Here is a 15,219-nt window from a genome sequence, read left to right on the forward strand (position 1 = left end):
TGGACCCACCCGCAGCACCCTGCATTCGTTCGCTCCCTGCTGATGCCCGCTACGCGCTGCTCGCTCCGCGCCGAGCTCTCCCCCGGCGACGCTCGCTACTCGCCGAGGAGCGCCGCGGCCGCCTCCACGGGCACCTCGACGCGCAGCCAGAAGCCGCCCTTCGCGCGGCGCGCCTCCACGGTCGCCCCCTTGGCCCCGCGCTTTCGCAGCGCCGCCTGTGTCGCCCGTGCGGCTGCCTTCGCCCGCTGTTCCTCGGGGTCACGCCGCTTCGGAGCTGCGGTCTGCGTGCGCACCTTGCCGACCTCGGCGGTCAGCTCGCGGACCGAGATCTCCTCGAGGCTTTTTCCCGCGACCGTCGCTCCCTGGTCCATGAGCCACGCCGGCGTATCGACCTCCGGTGTCGCCGCCGTGTACCGCGTCAGCGCATACGCCTTCTCCGGCCCGAGCGCCAGGGCCTTGTCGCGCGGCAGCGCGGCGACGACCCCGATCAGCTTCTTGGCCTGGGTCAGCCCCATGATGTCGCGCGCCTTGAGCATGTCCCCGAACGAGGCGTGCCCCAGCGCCAGATACAGCTTCTTTCTCTGGAGCTCCCGCAGCGCCTCGCCGATCTCGTAGAAGTCCTCCGCGATCTGGGCTTTGCGGCGTGCGATGAGCTCCAGCAGCGCCTGAGCCCGCCTCTCGGCCGCGGCCCCTCCCTTCGCCGCCTCCGCGCGGACCCGCGTCAGCGCCGCGCCCGCTGGCGCGGCCTCCTCGCCCGCCGGCCTTCGCTTCCACGCTGCGCTCGACGCTTTCCCCCTGCTCCCTGCCATCCGGTGCTCCCTGTCTGCGCGTAGAGGCAGCGAGGCTATCGCGCGAGCGCGGCGTGTGGAAGCGAAAGCGAAGCCTCCAGGTGCCATGGCCAGACGTCTGACCGCGGACAGCCAGACGTCTGACCACGCCGGCGCGCCCCGCGCTCGAGCGCCCTCCCGACGCGTCCGTCGACGGGCGACTCCGGAGGTCCATCCCTGCATGCTCCCCTTGATCCGCGCATCGCGTCCGGGAAAGATCGTCGCCATGGCTCGAACAGCTCCGGTCCCGAACATCCCTGCCATTCCCGGAATGAACCCGGGCGTCTTCGTGCTCGGCGGGGGCGGTGGCGCCGGAGGAATGGGCGGGCGCGGGGGCAACGGAAACGGCGACGGGCAGGGCGCCGGGGACAACAACGGCGGCCAGAACGCCGACGGAGGAGGGAGGGGCGGGGGTGCGTGCGGGCAGGGCACCGGCGCGGCCGCCTGCACGAACCCCCGCCACGGCGGAAACGGCGGCACGGCCGCCGGCGATCCCGTGGACATCGTGACGGGGCGGGTCTTCACGGTGCCGGTCGTCGATCTCGGCCTGCCAGGCCCGCTGCCCCTCGTGCTACAACGCCAGTACTCTTCGACCGCGCGGGAGCGCGACATCGGGCTCGGCTTCGGCTGGTCGCACTCCCTCGCGTGGACCCTCGTGCGATACCGCCGGCGCGTCGAGATCCTCCAGGAAGACGGCACCGTCCTCGAGGCGCCCCTCCCGGCCATCGGCGAGTCGCGCCGGCTGTTCGGCGGGGTCTCGCTGCGCGCCGCGCGCTCGGGGTTCGCCCTGTCCCTCGAGAGCGGGGTGACGCTGCTCTTCCACGAGCAGGACGCCCTCGACGACGTGTACCGACTCAGCTCGATCGTGGACCGACATGGCAATGTCATCCGCCTCGCGTACGACGGCCCGGAACTCCTCACCGTGACCGAGTCCGCCGGCCGCGTCGTCCGGTGCGTGCGCGACGCCTCGAGGCGCATCGCGCGGTTCGAGGTCAAGACCGCCACCGCGCCGAACGGCTGGCACGCATTCTACAGGTACGAGTACGACGCGGCCGGCGATCTCGTCGCCGTCGTGGACGCCGAGGGCTCGGCGACGCGGTTCGTCTACAGCGAGCACCTGCTCGTCGAGCAGCATCTGCCCGACGGGCTGATCGTCCACTGGCGCTACGATCGACAAGGGCGCTGCGTCGAGACGTGGGGAGCGCGCAGCGAGGGGCGCGATCCGAGCCTCGCCGCCGGTGTCCCCGAGGTGCTGGCCGACGGCAAGACGGAGGCGAAAGGTCTCTTTCACACCCGGCTCGCCTACCTCGACGACGGTTATACCGAGGTCATCGACTCCTCCCAGCTGAAGCGTGTCATCGGCAACGCCAACGGACAGGCGGAGAAAGTGGCATGGGGACCCGGCGTGCTGTCCCACGAGTACGACGCGCTCGGAAATTGGGTCTCGTACACGGACCCCCTGGGCGCGGTCACGCGCGTCGAGCGCGACGAGGCGGGCAGAGCCACGGTCGTGATCGATCCGCTCTTTCGGCGCACGGAGTACGCCTACGACGCGCTGGGCGCCGTGACGGCGATGGTCAGGCCAGACGGCCAGGAGATCAGGTTCGAGCGCGACGAGCGAGGCAACGTGACCTTCATCTCCGATCGTGCGGGGCTCGTGGTCGGCTACGAGCACGATGAACGAGGCCTCGTGCGGCGCGCCGTCCTGCCGAACGGCGGCGTGACCGCGTTCGAGCACGACGCGCACGGCAACTGCACCGCCGTGACCGAACCCAGCGGGGCCACGAAGCGGATCGCCTACGACGATCTGGGTCGCCCCGTCGCCATGACCAACGCGGCCGGCGGGACGACCCGGTACGCCTACGACGCCCGCGGATCGCTCGGCTTCCTGAAGGACCCCACCGGCGCCACGACCCGCTACGATTACGACGGCCGGAAGCGGCTTGTCAGGATCACCGACGCGGCCGGACGCACAGGCAAGCTGACCTGGGGTGGCATCAACGCCCTCTGCGAGGTGGAGCGGCCCGACGGGACGCGGATCGGCTACAGGTACGACAGGGATGGACGCTTCCTCGACCTCATCAACGAGGAAGGGCGCGTCCACCGTTACCGGCGGAACGGCGCCGGCCATGTCGTGCAGGAGGAGACGCTCGACGGGCGCGTCCACACGCTGCGACGGGATCTGTGTGGCCGGCTGATCTCCTGGCGGAGCTCGAGCGGCGACCGCGTGGACTACGAATACGACGCGGCCGGCCAGCTGGTGCGCCGCGTGTATGCCGACGATACCGCCGACGATTTCGAATATGACGAGGTGGGCAGGTTGATCCTCGCTCGCAATGGCAACAGCGAGTGCAGGCGCATCTACGACGCGCGGGGCTGCCTCGTCCACGAGGTCATCACCATCGGGGGGGAGCGGTACGAGATAAGGAGCAAGCACGACTCCATGGGCAAGCGCGTCGAGCGGTCGACGTCGCTCGGGTATGTCGAGCGGCTGACCCGGGACGCGATGAGCGACGTCGTGCGCGTCGATTGGGGCACGGAGGCGATCGACATCTTTCGGGACGCGCTGCGTCGCGAGCAGCAGATCGTGCTCCCGCGCGGCGGGCGGGTCGCCTATGCGTACGATGGGGTAGGCCGCCTCGCGCGGCGCACGGTGATGGAGGCCGACGGGGCCATCGCGGCGCATGGGGAGCCGCCGTGGGTGGGCCGACTGCCCCGCGGCGTCGTCTCCGATGTGTCCTATGCCTGGTCGCCTGTGGGGCTGCTCGATCGAGAGATGGATGCGCTGCTCGGCACCACGCAATACCAGTACGATCCGGTCGGTCAGCTCGTGGCGCGGCTGCCTGCGCAGGCGGCTGGCGAGCTGTTCCGCTATGACGCCGCGGGCAATCTCCGGCTGGGCAGCGAGGTCCACGAGCACGGCCCTGGCGGGAGGACGCTGCGGGTCGGAGGCAGGCAGTACCACCACGACGAGGGCGGCCGGCTCGTCGCGAAGGACGTGCCTGGGAGCGGGCGGTGGACGTATGCGTACGACGCCCGTGGGCTCCTGAGGTCGGTGCGCGATCCCGCCGGTCAGGTCACCGAGTTCGACTACGATGCGCTGTACAGGCGCGTGGAGAAGCGCGTGCGCGCCGGCGACAAGGACACGCGGCGGGTGCAGTTCGTGTGGGACGGCGAGCAGATCCTCCACGAGCTGGTTCGTGGGGCGCCGGAGGGCGCCGCGTCCGGCGTCTCGGTGCGCACGTATTGCTTCCTCGACGGCAGCCCGGCGCCGCTCGGCGAGGTCGACGCGTCGGGCAGGCGGCGGTTCTATGTGCACGCTCCGAACGGCTTTCCCGAGCTCGTGATCTCCGCCTCTGGCTCGATCGAGGCCGCGCAGCCCCACCGGGCGTTCGGCGGCGTCGACGGCGAGGGCGCGACGCCGCTCCGCTTCCCGGGGCAGTACGCGGATCGCGAGACGGGGCTTTATTACAACCGTTTCCGCTACTACGACCCGGAGATCGGCGCGTACATCAGCGCTGATCCGATCGAGATCTCGCGCAGCCCGCGGCTGTTCGGGTATGCGGAGAACTCGCCGCCGAACGTCGTCGACCTGGACGGTCTCCAGCCGATGACGACGACGATCCGGCCGTCCGGCGCCACGGGCCGGAGCGCGGCCGGCCGCGATCGGAACAGCCCCGCCGAGGTCCACCCGACGGTCTGGAACAACATGGCCAACCAGGTCCAGGTGCAGTCGCCGAACGGGACGACCAACTGGGAGTTTCCGCAGGCGACGCGCCATCCAGCAAACTGCTCCGAGCCCGACGCGCTCAGCCAGCACCTGTTCGACTACGAGGCTCGGAACGAGCTCCCGAAGGGCACGTGCGGGTCCGCGAACGACCCCAACAACAACCACCTGCGCGCGGCGCTCCGGGGGGTCGAGTCCATCGAGTCGACCCAGGACGACGGGGGGCAGCGCAATGCTTGTCCGAACTGCGGCGTGCTGATCCGCAACCTCCAGAACCAGGCGAACCAGGGGCGTCCGGAGGGCGAGCCGCCGGTCGACCTCGTGAACCGTGTCCGCCCAGGCATCGACGAGCCGAGCCAGCGATACCGGGACGCCGTGGCGGCGGGGAACCCGCAGCGCACCGCCGTCGAAGCGATGCAGAACCCGAACGCGCCCGGCAACATGGCCGTCCGGCCGCCGCCGAACTGGCGTCCGAGGGGGTCGCGGCGGTAAGGGCGGCGGGATACTGTGGCTCTGCGGCCGGGTGGCTGGCGATCGAGGGGCCATCCGACCACGGATCAAGCGAAGGAGGGGTGGGTGTGAGCAGCGGAAAGGACGAGCGCGTTGGGAGTCAGGAGCAGGTCCGCGCGGGTCGAGCCCTCGCATCGGGCGAGCCGGCGGGAGGCGCGGCGGACCAACAGAGCCTCGGCGGGGCGGCGGAGTCGCTAGCGGGGGTCCTCTCGCCCCGAGCGGTGTGGTGGCTCCGGCAGCGCGGCGCCGTGCGCGATTCCGGTCGCGTCATGGCGCCGGAGGTCCTCCGCGAGCACCTCGCGCGCCGGGGGCTGACGGAGGTGGCGGTCCTGCTGCGGTTCGAGGAGGTCTTCGGCGGCGTCTGTGTCCCGTCGGCGGAGGGAGAGGCGCTGTGGTTCGGGATCGGGCTGGAGATTGAGCGCGGGGTGCGCCCGCGGGCGGGGCGGGCGGCGATGGGCGATTTCCCGCAGGGAACGTACTGGATGGACGCGCGCGGTCGGGTCGTGGTCGACGACGGGGTAGTGGAGCCGTTCGTCCTGGCCGAGGACGCGCGGCGCCTCTTCGAGCGGTTCGCGATCGGGCAGGAGTATCCGGTGGCCGCCTTCAGCTGGCCCGGGCGCGTCGGCGTGGAGATGACGGTCGATGTCGCGGCTGAGCTCGCCGCGGCGATGGGCGCCGAGCGCGTGGACGAGCTCAGCGACGCCTGTCAGGCGGTGTTCCAGAAGGGCGATCTCGCGATCTGGTCTCCGCCTGCGTTCGCGGAGATGAGCGTGGCGCCGTGCACCGCGGTGGCGAGCGACATCGAGAGCGTGCGTGCGCTCGTCGCGGCGGTGCGCGAGCGATTCCCCGATCTCGGCCTGAGCGTGCGCGTCGGCGGGGCGCAGGGCGAGGAGCGCAGCGGCGCGCCGGCGCCCGAGATGCCGGCCGGCGTCCCGTATGAGCGGTGGGACGACGGCGGTGCGACCGGCGCGGTCGCGCTCTCGGACGACGGGGGCGTCGTACAATGGATCGCGTCGGGCGACGAGGTCATCGTGGAGCAGATCACCCGCGATGGATTCCGCAGGATCCGCTTCGGGCGCGCTGAACCGTGATTGGCGTCGACGGTGGCGGGCTGGCGGTGCGTGGTCAGACGTCTGGCGGTGCGTGGCCAGACGTCTGGCTGCGGCATTCGTCGCGCAGTTCATCGAGCAGGGACGCACGCAGGGCATGGCGCAGGGGATCGCGCAGGGAGCCATCGAGCTGTACGAAGCTCGCTTCGGCCCGATGCCGCCGTCGCTGCGCTCCGCCGTCGAAGCCATGAGCGACCTGCCGACGCTGCGGACATGGCTCGTCCTTGTCGGCACCGGGACGCGCGAGGAGGTGCACGACGCCTTCACCGCCGCTCCCGCCGGGCGTTCGTCCTGACTCCCTCGCCGGCGCCCCGCGCGCCGCCACGCTCGCTGCGAGGTGACGGCGCGTCCCCGCGCGGCTAAGCTCTCGCCCGTGCCGAGCCCCCGGAAAATGAACCCCCTGCGCCGCCTGCCCGTGCTCGCGATCGCGGCGCTGGCGGCGATCGCCGGTCCCGCCTGCGTCAGCAAGCCGACGATGCAGCTCGATCACGCCGAGATCACCGGCATCCGCATCGCCTTCCCGCCGAGCCTCGGCGTCCTGATGACCGTGGTCGTCAACGTCCACAACCCGAACTCGTACGACGTCGCCGTGCGCGCGGTCCGCGGTCAGGTCGTGCTCGCCGGCCGCTACACGATGCCGGTCGACTTCCGCGCCAGCGGCGACGGGGTCTGGCTCCCCTCCGACCGCACGACCCAGGTCCGCGTCCCCGTCAGCCTCCCCGTCGATCTCGGCTTCCAGCTGGTCCGCGAGTCGTTCTCCTCGCCCGTCATCCCGTACCGCTTCAGCGGCCGCGCGGACGTCACGGCCACGCGCACCTTCCGGCTCGAGGCAGACGATTACTCGGTCGACGACCACGGCGTCGTCTCCCGCCAGCAGATCGAGGCGGCCCTCGGCATCCTGCGATAGGCTCCGCGGCGCGCCGGGCGCCGAGACCCGCAAGACACGCTCTCCTGGAGGATGTCAGTCCACTTCGGGCCCGTACGGGCACGCCCGGAGCATGGATGTCACCGTGAATGACGCCGAGCCGCAGTGCGATGCGTAGCGCGCCGGCCGCGTAGCGCGAGGACGGACGCGGGCTCGCACGCCGGCGAGGAACAGGCGGTTGGGCTCCTGCCATCTCCCGGTGGTGGCGTCCGCCCTCAGGTGGAGGCTCCAGCCTCCACCGCGCGCGACGCGTCTCGACGCACGGGTGCCGCGCGGGACATCTCGCACGATACGCGCTCCCCTCAGCGGCGGTGTTCCGCGCCACCAGGCAGCGCCGGAGCACCGGCGCGATCCCGGCCCGTCCAGGGGCCGAGGCGCGGCGTTCGGCGAGGGGATCACCGAAAGTGCGGCTTTGCGCCAGGTTGCGCCGTCCTCGCAAGAGTCGTCGTACAGGCTTGACCTGATGGCCCCGCTGGTTCCGAGGCGCGTCTGCCGGCAGGCTGAGGCGTTGGCCACCGACTTGCTTTGAGTCGCTCCCGGCCCCGGTCGCCGCCGCACCACCCCGCGCGCCAGCGCGGCTCGCGCGGAGGCGCCGTCCACACGCCGCACAGGTCCCTTCGCAGCATCGGAATCAGGATCGGAATCGGCTACGGAACGTGAGAGACGTGAATCACGCCCTTTCGTCGTGATGAGGAGCGTTCATGGTGGATGACTGTCAACCCGGTTTTCTTGCGATCGATCCGGAGATGCGGCGCCTGCGGGACGCCCTGGAGACGGTGGCTCCCACGCCGCTGCCGGTCCTGATCCTCGGCGAGACGGGGACGGGGAAAGAGGTCGTGGCGGAGTGGATCGCCGGCATGTCGCGGCACCCGCGCGAGCGGTTCGTGAAGGTCAACTGCGCGAGCCTGTCGGAGTCGCTCGTCGAGAGCGAGCTCTTCGGCCACGAGCGCGGCGCGTTCACCGGGGCGGTGGCGCCGCGCGAAGGGCTGTTCGAGGCCGCCCACGAGGGCACGCTCTTCCTCGACGAGGTCGGGGAGCTGTCCCCGCGCACGCAGGCGAAGCTCCTCCGCACGCTGGAGTACGGCGAGATCGTCCGCGTCGGGAGCACGCGCCCGCGGCGCGTGGACGTCCGGGTGATCGCGGCGACGCACCGCGATCTCGAGCAGATGGTGAGTGACGGGGACTTCCGCCAGGACCTCTACTTCCGCCTCAACGCGATCACGCTGCGGATCCCGCCGCTCCGGGCCCGCACCACCGAGATCCTCCCGCTCGCGGAGCTCTTCGCGGCGCGCCTCTCGGGCCGGCTCGGGCGCCCGGCGCCGCGGCTCGCGCCCGAGGCGACGGCCGCGCTGCTCGCGCACACCTGGCCGGGGAACATCCGGGAGCTGCGCCACGTGCTCGAGCGCGCGGTGGTCATGTCCAAGGGGGAGCCGATCCTCGCGGACCACCTGATGCTGGAGGCGCCGCGCGCCCAGGTCGAGGCCGGGATCAGGGGCGACCTGCGCTCGTTCGAGCGGGACCGCATCGTCGCCGCGCTCGACAGGACCCGCCAGAACCAGACGCGCGCCGCCGAGCTGCTCGGCGTGTCGCGGCGCACGCTCACCAACAAGCTGAATACGTACGGCATCGCGCGACCCCGGAAGAAGGTCGCGCTGGAGGAGTGCTGACGTGGCCTCGCCGTTCCTCCGCACGATGCGGTCGCTCGAGCTCGAGCGCGACGCGAGGACCTGGATCCGCCTCGCCGTGATCCTCGCCGTGCTCGGCGCCTGGGCGGCCTGGATGCACGCGGCGCGCGTCTCGGTCTACGCCACGACCGCGAAGGCGCGCCTGGAGGTCAGCCGGATGGCCCACCGCGTGGCCGCCGCCGAGGCCGGGCGCGTGGCGGTCGTCCGCGTGGAGCTCGGGCGCCACGTGGAGCAAGGCGAGGTGCTCGTGGAGCTGGACGCGGCCGTCGAGGAGAAGCGCCTGGGAGAGGAGCGCACGAAGGTGGCCGTGCTCGCGCCGAAGCTCGAGGCGATGCGGCGCCAGATCGCCGTCGAGGAGGAGGTGCGCGCGTGGCAAGGGAAGCTCTCCGACGCCTCGATCGCGCGCGCCAGGATCGACCTGCGCCAGCGCGACCTCTCCGCCGCGCACGGCGAGGAGCTCCGCGCCATCTCCGAGCGGCTGCATCACGAGCAGCTCGCGTCGACGGCCGAGCACCTCCAGGCGAAGACCCGCGCCGCCGACGAGGTCCTCGAGGCGGAGGGGGCGCGCGCCGATCTCCACCGGCTGTCGGTCGCGCGGCGCCACGACGAGCGGCAGGCCGCAGCCCACCTCGCGGAGCTCGAGCGCGCGCTCGGCGACCTCGCGGCCGAGCAGCGGGCGGCCGAGGCCGCGGTGGACACGGCGCTCGCGCAGATCGAGCGGCGCAAGCTCCGCGCGCCCATCGCCGGAAAGCTCGGGAATATCGCCGCGCTCCAGGTGGGGGACGTGCTCAAGCCCGGAGACCTCGTGGCGACGGTGGTCCCGGGCGAGGACGTGCACGCGGTCGCGCTCTTCGCGCCGTCCGACGCGGTCGGGCGCGTCGTCCCCGGGCAGAAGGCGCGGATGCGCCTCGACGGGTTCGCGTGGACGCAGTTCGGCATGCTCGAGGGGGAGGTCTCCCACGTGGCGAGCGAGCCGTACGACGGCGCGATCCGCGTCGAGCTCCTCGTGCGGCCGGGCAGCGCGGCGTCGATCCCGGTGCAGCACGGGATGCCGGGGACCACCGAGGTCGAGGTGGAGCGCGTCTCTCCCTGGACGCTCCTCTTGCGCGCCGTGGCGCCGGGAGGCCCGCGATGAAGCGCGCGTTCCTCGTCCCCGAGGTGCTGCAGGCGTCGCTCATGGACTGCGGGCCCGCCGCGCTCAAGGCGGTGCTCCAGGGGTTCGGCGTGGAGGTGCACTACGAGTGGCTCCGCGACCGATGCCAGACGGACGTCGACGGGACCTCGATCGACGCGCTCGCCGCGCTCGGGCAGGAGCTCGGGCTCGCGACCGCCGAGGTGGTGGTCCCGCACGACAGCTTCCTCTTGCCCGAGGCCGACTGCCTGCCCGCGATCGTGGTCAAGCGCGGCGCGGGCGACGCGCTCCACTTCCTCGTCGTCTGGCGCCGGCTCGGGCCGTTCGTGCAGATCCTCGACCCCGGCAGCGGGCGCCGCTGGGTGCACGGCGAGCGCTTCATGGAGGACATGCCGCACTTCCCGATCCCGATCTCGATCGAGAGGTGGCGGCGGTGGGTGTCGTCCGAGGACTCGCTCGGGCCGCTCCGCGCGAAGCTGCGCGCGCTCGGCGCGCAGGGGGAGGCGCTCATCCGCCAGGCCGACGCCGACCCGGGGTGGCGGCCGTTCGCGGCGCTCGACGCCGCCGTGCGGATGGTCGCGCGCCTCGTCCGGGGCGGCGCGATCTCGCGCGGGGGCGAGGCGCAGCGCGTGCTCGAGGGCGTCTTCGACCGCGCGCTGGCCGGGGAGGCGGGCGCCATCCCGAAGGGGTTCTTCTGGGCCGCGGAGGGCAAGGCGCCGGGGAAGCTCCTCGTGCACGGCGCCGTCATCGTCCACTTCGCCGCCCGCGCGGCCGGCGCAAGCGCCCCCGCTGCGGCCGCGCGTCCGGCCGCGCCGCCGCCTCCGCCGAGCTACCGCGACAGCGCGACGCCGGTGGCCGCGCCGGTCGACCAGGCGCCGCGCGCGGTCGCGACCGCGGTGCTCCCGGCGTCCGTCCGTCGTGAGCTCGAGCTGCCGACCCCGTCCGCGTTGCGCCTCTTCTTCTGGATGCTCCGCGCCGACGCGGGCCGGGCCCTCGCCCTCATCGGGGTGGCGCTCGCGGCGAGCGCGGCGATCGCGGTGATCGACGTGGTCGTCCTGCGCGGGCTGTTCGACGCCGTGAAGAACATCACGGTCGAGTACCAGCGCGCGCTCGGGCTCCTCGCCCTCGTCGCCTTCGCCGCCGGGGGCCTCCTGCTCGAGCTGTTCGTGGCCCACGCCGTCTCGCGCCTCGGCCGCGCCCTCGAGGTGCGCTTCCGCGCCGCCTTCCTGGAGAAGCTGCCGCGGCTCGAGGATCGCTACCTGCGCAGCCGGCCCACCTCGGACATGACCGCGCGGGGCCACGCGATGCACCTGATGCGCGAGGCGCCGGCGCTCTTCTCTCGCATCGCGCGCGCGGCGCTGTCGTTCGCCGCGACGCTGCTCGGCGTGCTCTGGCTGTACCCGGGCGGGGCGTGGCTCTCGCTCGTCGCGGCGGCCGTCGCGCTCGTCGCCCCGTACGTCGCGCGGAGGCCGCTCGTCGAGAGCCTCATGCGCCTGCGCACGCACGCGGCGTCGCTCGAGCGGTTCTACCTCGACGCGCTGCTCGGCGTGGTGCCGATCCGCGTCCACGGCGCGGAGCGCGCGGTGCGGCGCGAGCACGAGGCGCTGCTCGTCGAGTGGGCGCGGACCGGCCGGCTCGTGCACGCGCAGTCCACCGCCATGCAGGCCGTCCAGGGGCTCGCGAGCACGGCCGTGGCGGTCGCGATCGTCGGCGGCTACGTCGCCTCCGGCGGCCCGGCCGCGGCGCTGCTCCTGCTCGTGTTCTGGTCGCTGCGCCTCCCCGTGGCGGCGCAGGAGCTCGTCGCCGCGCTCCTCGGCTGGAGGAACGTGCGCAACGCCTCCGTGCGCCTCTTCGCGCCGCTCGCGGCGCCGGAGATGGGCCTCCCCCGCGCGCCAGTCGCCGAGGACGTGGAGGACGCCGCGCCGGGCGCCGCGTGCGCCACGTCGATCGACCTCCGGGGCGTCAGCGTCCAGGCTGGCGGACACACGCTCCTGTCCGAGGTCTCGCTGCGCCTCGCGGCGGGGTCGCACGTCGCGATCGTGGGGACGTCCGGCGCGGGGAAGTCGTCGCTGCTCTCGCTGCTGCTCGGCTGGCTCAGGGCGTCCCGGGGGGAGGTGCTCGTCGACGGGCGGCCGTTCGACGACGCGGCGGTCGGGCGCCTGCGCTGCGCGACGGCGTGGGTCGACCCGGCCATCCAGCTCTGGAACCGCACGCTCCTCGAGAACATCACCTTCGGCCACGCCGGCGACGCCCTCGCGCGCGTGCCCCTCGCGATGGGCCAGGCCGATCTCACCGGCGTGCTCGAGAGCCTGCCCGACGGGCTGCAGGCGGCGATCGGCGAGGGCGGCGCGCGCCTGTCGGGGGGGCAGGGGCAGCGCGTCCGCCTCGCGCGGGCGCTGATGAAGGGCGACGCGCGCCTCGTGCTCCTCGACGAGCCGTTCCGCGGCCTCGAGCGCGAGCGTCGCCGGGCGCTCCTCGCCCGCGCGCGCGAGCACTGGGCGCGCGCGACGCTTGTCTTCGTCAGCCACGACGTGATGGACACGCTCGGCTTCGATCGCGTGCTCGTGATCGAGGGGGGCAGGGTGGTCGAGGACGGCGCGCCGCGCGCGCTCATGGAGGACCCGCGGAGCCGCTACCGCGCGCTCGCCGAGGCGGACGCGCGGGCGCGCGACGAGGTCTGGTCGAAGGGGCGCTTCCGGAGCGCGACGATGGAGAGCGGCCGGCTCATCGAGGGGGCTGCATGAAGGCGAGCGACACAAAGGCGAACGAGACCGAGCGGGCAGCGGCGCTGGCCGAGCTCGCGTGGCAGCCCTCTGCGCTCGGCCACGCGATGAGCGCCCTCACGGCCGCGTGCGGGCTCGCGAGCGGCGCGGCGCCGTCGCCCGGCGCGCCGGCGGACGGCGATCCCACCGCGTGGATCGAGGCGTACGCGGGCTGCATGGGCATCGAGGCGGAGGCGGTCCAGTGCAGCTTCGCCGATCTCCCGCGCAGCATCGCGTCGCTCGGTCCCTCCCTCATCCGCTTCGAGCAGGGCTACCTCGCGGTGATGTCCGCGAGCCATCGGGGTCTCTCGGTGCTGACGCCGGCGCTCACGCCGGCGCGGATCCCGCTGGAGACCGTGCGCCGGGCGCTCTCCGCCCACCTCGAGGACCGCCCCGCGTCGCACGTCGACAAATGGCTCGCCGCCGCGCGCATCTCGCCGCGGCGCGCCGCGCGGGCGCGCGCCGAGCTCCTCGGCCAGCTCGTCGCGGACCGCCCGATCGGCGGCATGTGGCTGCTCCGCCCCGATCCCGGGTCGAGCTTCCGGCGCCTCCTCTCGATGCGCGGCGTGCTCCGCCGGGGCGCGATCTTCCTCGCCGCGGCCACCGCGCAGATCGCCCTCGGGGTGCTCGCCTGGTGGCTCATCGGCGCGGGCGCGCTCGACGGCGCCGTGCAGCCGGGGTGGCTGTTCGCGTGGGTGCTCCTGTCGCTCTCGGCCATCCTCGTGCAGCTGTTCGCCTCCTGGACGGGGGGGCTGCTCACGATCGACGTCGCCGCGCTCCTCAAGCAGCGCCTGCTCTGCGGCGCGCTCCGCCTCGATCCCGCCGCCATCCGGACGCGCGGCTCGGGCGAGCTCCTCGCCATGGTGTCGGAGTCCGAGGCCGTCGAGACGGCGGGGCTCGGCGGCGCCCTCGGGGCGGTCGTCGCGCTCGTGCAGCTCGCGAGCGCCGCGGTGGTCCTCGCCGCCGGGGCCGGCGGCGGCCTCCATGTCGCGCTGCTCGTCGGGTGGACGATCGCCGTGGCGCTGCTCGCCCGCCGGTTCGCCCGAAGGCGGGCGGCGTGGACGGGCGAGCGGTTCGCGATCACGACCGCCTTCGTCGAGAACGTCGTCGGGCACCGGACGCGCGTCGCCCAGCAGGCCCCGCACCTCCATCACGTGGAGGAAGACGCGGTGCTCGAGCGCTACCACGGCGCCTCGCGCGCGATGGACAGCGTGGGCGATCTCCTTGCGTCGCTCCCGGCGCGCGGGTGGCTCGCGCTCGGGCTGCTCGGCCTCTTCCCTGCGGTCCTCGGCGGGGTGAGCGTCGGACCGCTCGTCGTCGCGACGGGCGGCATCCTGCAGGCGCAGGCGGCGTTCGCGACGCTGGCGACGAGCCTCGGCGCGCTGCTCTCCGCCGCCGTCTCGTGGCGCTCGATCGCGCGGCTCTTCTCGGCGGCCGAGGGCCGCGAGCCGCCCGGGATCCCGCAGGCCGTGCTGGGGCGCCCGGCGACGTCGGACGTCGTCCTCGAGGCGCGGGGCGTCTCGTTCCGCTATGGCGGGGAGCGCGGCGAGCCCGTCCTGCGCGACTGCGGCCTGGTCCTCTCGAAGGGCGATCGGCTGTTGCTCGAGGGGCGCTCCGGCGGCGGCAAGTCGACGCTCGCGGCCGTGCTCAGCGGCCTTCACGCCCCGTCGTCGGGGCTCGTGCTCCTTCGCGGCCTCGATCGGCGGACGCTGGGCGGCGCCGCGTGGCGCAGCCGCGTCGCGAGCGCGCCGCAGTTCCACGACAACCACGTGCTCTCCGGGACGCTCGCGTTCAACCTGCTGATGGGCCGCGCGTGGCCCGCGGCGCCCGAGGACCGGCGGGAGGCGGAGCTCGTGTGCCGCAAGCTCGGCCTGGGCCCGCTGCTCGATCGCATGCCGTCGGGGCTCGATCAGGTCGTGGGCGAGACGGGGTGGCAGCTCTCGCACGGCGAGCGGAGCCGGTTGTTCCTCGCGCGCGCGCTGCTCCAGCGCTCGGACGTGGTCATCCTCGACGAGAGCTTCGGCGCGCTGGATCCGCTCACCGTCCGCGACTGCGTGGGCGCCGTGCTCGAGCGGGCCCCGGCGCTGATCGTCATCGCGCACCCCTGAGCCGCCCCGGCCGGCGCCCGCGCGAAGGCCGCTTGATCGGCCTGCGCGGACGGCCGGCTCGGCCGGCGTTTCATGCGGATCAGACGCGAAAGGCCCGACGCTGCTCATCGCGGCGCGGGCCTCTCGCGGTCGTGTTGTCAGGGTCGAGAGGCCGGTCGCCGCGGGTCGCGGTCCCCGGCCTCTCGCGGGCGTGTCAGCAGCAGCAGCCGGGCGGACAGGTGCAGACGGGCGCGGCGCCGGCCTGGAGCTCCGTGGGGACCTCCACCGTCAGGCGCGCAGGGCGCTCCTCGCTGGTCTCCTGCTTCGTCTCGACCTCGACCTCGACCTTGATTTGCTCGTTCATGGTGATTGCTCCGTGGGTGCGTTGGTTATTTCCAGTTGCGGACTCGACGTCCTGCGAGGAGGGCTATTGCAGTCGCCGTGCCACCGCGGTT

General features: G+C 73.3%; 10 protein-coding genes. 8 read left to right on the top strand and 2 right to left on the bottom strand.

The window, feature by feature from the left end:
• Positions 1-95: 95 nt before the first annotated feature.
• Positions 96-809: a hypothetical protein gene (locus tag WME75_RS13840; protein ID WP_437490501.1), complete on the bottom strand. Its 714-nt coding sequence runs from the start codon at positions 807-809 to the stop codon at positions 96-98.
• Positions 810-1,053: 244 nt separating this feature from the next.
• On the opposite strand from WME75_RS13840, the gene WME75_RS13845 reads away from it, so the two are divergent.
• The 8 genes from WME75_RS13845 to WME75_RS13880 all read left to right on the top strand — a co-directional run bounded on the left by WME75_RS13845 (position 1,054) and on the right by WME75_RS13880 (position 14,785).
• On the top strand, positions 1,054-5,046 hold the full coding sequence (locus tag WME75_RS13845) for an RHS repeat-associated core domain-containing protein (protein ID WP_437490503.1): 3,993 nt from the start codon (positions 1,054-1,056) through the stop codon (positions 5,044-5,046).
• 287 nt (positions 5,047-5,333) lie between these two features.
• The gene (locus WME75_RS13850; protein WP_437490506.1) at positions 5,334-6,155 is read left to right on the top strand and encodes a hypothetical protein; all 822 of its coding nucleotides are present in this window, start codon (positions 5,334-5,336) and stop codon (positions 6,153-6,155) included.
• Positions 6,156-6,207: 52 nt separating this feature from the next.
• A complete protein-coding gene (locus WME75_RS13855) occupies positions 6,208-6,468 on the top strand; it encodes a hypothetical protein (RefSeq protein ID WP_437490508.1) in 261 nt (86 codons plus the stop codon).
• A gap of 78 nt (positions 6,469-6,546) precedes the next feature.
• Positions 6,547-7,080: an LEA type 2 family protein gene (locus tag WME75_RS13860; protein WP_437490511.1), complete on the top strand. Its 534-nt coding sequence runs from the start codon at positions 6,547-6,549 to the stop codon at positions 7,078-7,080.
• A 719-nt stretch (positions 7,081-7,799) separates the two neighbouring features.
• Positions 7,800-8,765 carry a sigma-54 interaction domain-containing protein gene (locus WME75_RS13865; protein WP_437490514.1) on the top strand — a complete coding sequence of 322 codons (966 nt, stop codon included), beginning with the start codon at positions 7,800-7,802 and terminating at the stop codon, positions 8,763-8,765.
• Between the two features lies 1 nt (position 8,766).
• Entirely contained in the window at positions 8,767-9,918 is a 1,152-nt protein-coding gene (locus WME75_RS13870; protein WP_437490517.1) for an HlyD family secretion protein, read from the top strand.
• A complete protein-coding gene (locus WME75_RS13875; protein WP_437490518.1) occupies positions 9,915-12,659 on the top strand; it encodes an ATP-binding cassette domain-containing protein in 2,745 nt (914 codons plus the stop codon). Before WME75_RS13870 ends, WME75_RS13875 begins: the two co-directional genes overlap by 4 nt.
• The gene (locus WME75_RS13880) at positions 12,656-14,785 is read left to right on the top strand and encodes an ATP-binding cassette domain-containing protein (RefSeq protein WP_437490521.1); all 2,130 of its coding nucleotides are present in this window, start codon (positions 12,656-12,658) and stop codon (positions 14,783-14,785) included. Before WME75_RS13875 ends, WME75_RS13880 begins: the two co-directional genes overlap by 4 nt.
• Before the next feature lie 193 nt (positions 14,786-14,978).
• Here WME75_RS13880 and WME75_RS13885 read toward each other — a convergent pair whose 3' ends face one another.
• Entirely contained in the window at positions 14,979-15,128 is a 150-nt protein-coding gene (locus tag WME75_RS13885) for a hypothetical protein (protein WP_437490523.1), read from the bottom strand.
• Positions 15,129-15,219: the final 91 nt, after the last annotated feature.

Origin of the sequence: Sorangium sp. So ce1014 (genome assembly GCF_051521505.1) — a bacterium.
Lineage (GTDB): Bacteria > Myxococcota_A > Polyangia > Polyangiales > Polyangiaceae > Sorangium.

What these genes read in the sequence shown, in the direction of transcription:
- WME75_RS13840 (WP_437490501.1), bottom strand. Translation starts at nt 809, where the DNA reads ATGGCAGGGAGCAGGGGGAAAGCGTCGAGCGCAGCGTGGAAGCGAAGG.
- WME75_RS13845 (WP_437490503.1), top strand. Translation starts at nt 1,054, where the DNA reads ATGGCTCGAACAGCTCCGGTCCCGAACATCCCTGCCATTCCCGGAATG.
- WME75_RS13850 (WP_437490506.1), top strand. Translation starts at nt 5,334, where the DNA reads ATGGCGCCGGAGGTCCTCCGCGAGCACCTCGCGCGCCGGGGGCTGACG.
- WME75_RS13865 (WP_437490514.1), top strand. Translation starts at nt 7,800, where the DNA reads ATGGTGGATGACTGTCAACCCGGTTTTCTTGCGATCGATCCGGAGATG.
- WME75_RS13875 (WP_437490518.1), top strand. Translation starts at nt 9,915, where the DNA reads ATGAAGCGCGCGTTCCTCGTCCCCGAGGTGCTGCAGGCGTCGCTCATG.
- WME75_RS13880 (WP_437490521.1), top strand. Translation starts at nt 12,656, where the DNA reads ATGAAGGCGAGCGACACAAAGGCGAACGAGACCGAGCGGGCAGCGGCG.
- WME75_RS13885 (WP_437490523.1), bottom strand. Translation starts at nt 15,128, where the DNA reads ATGAACGAGCAAATCAAGGTCGAGGTCGAGGTCGAGACGAAGCAGGAG.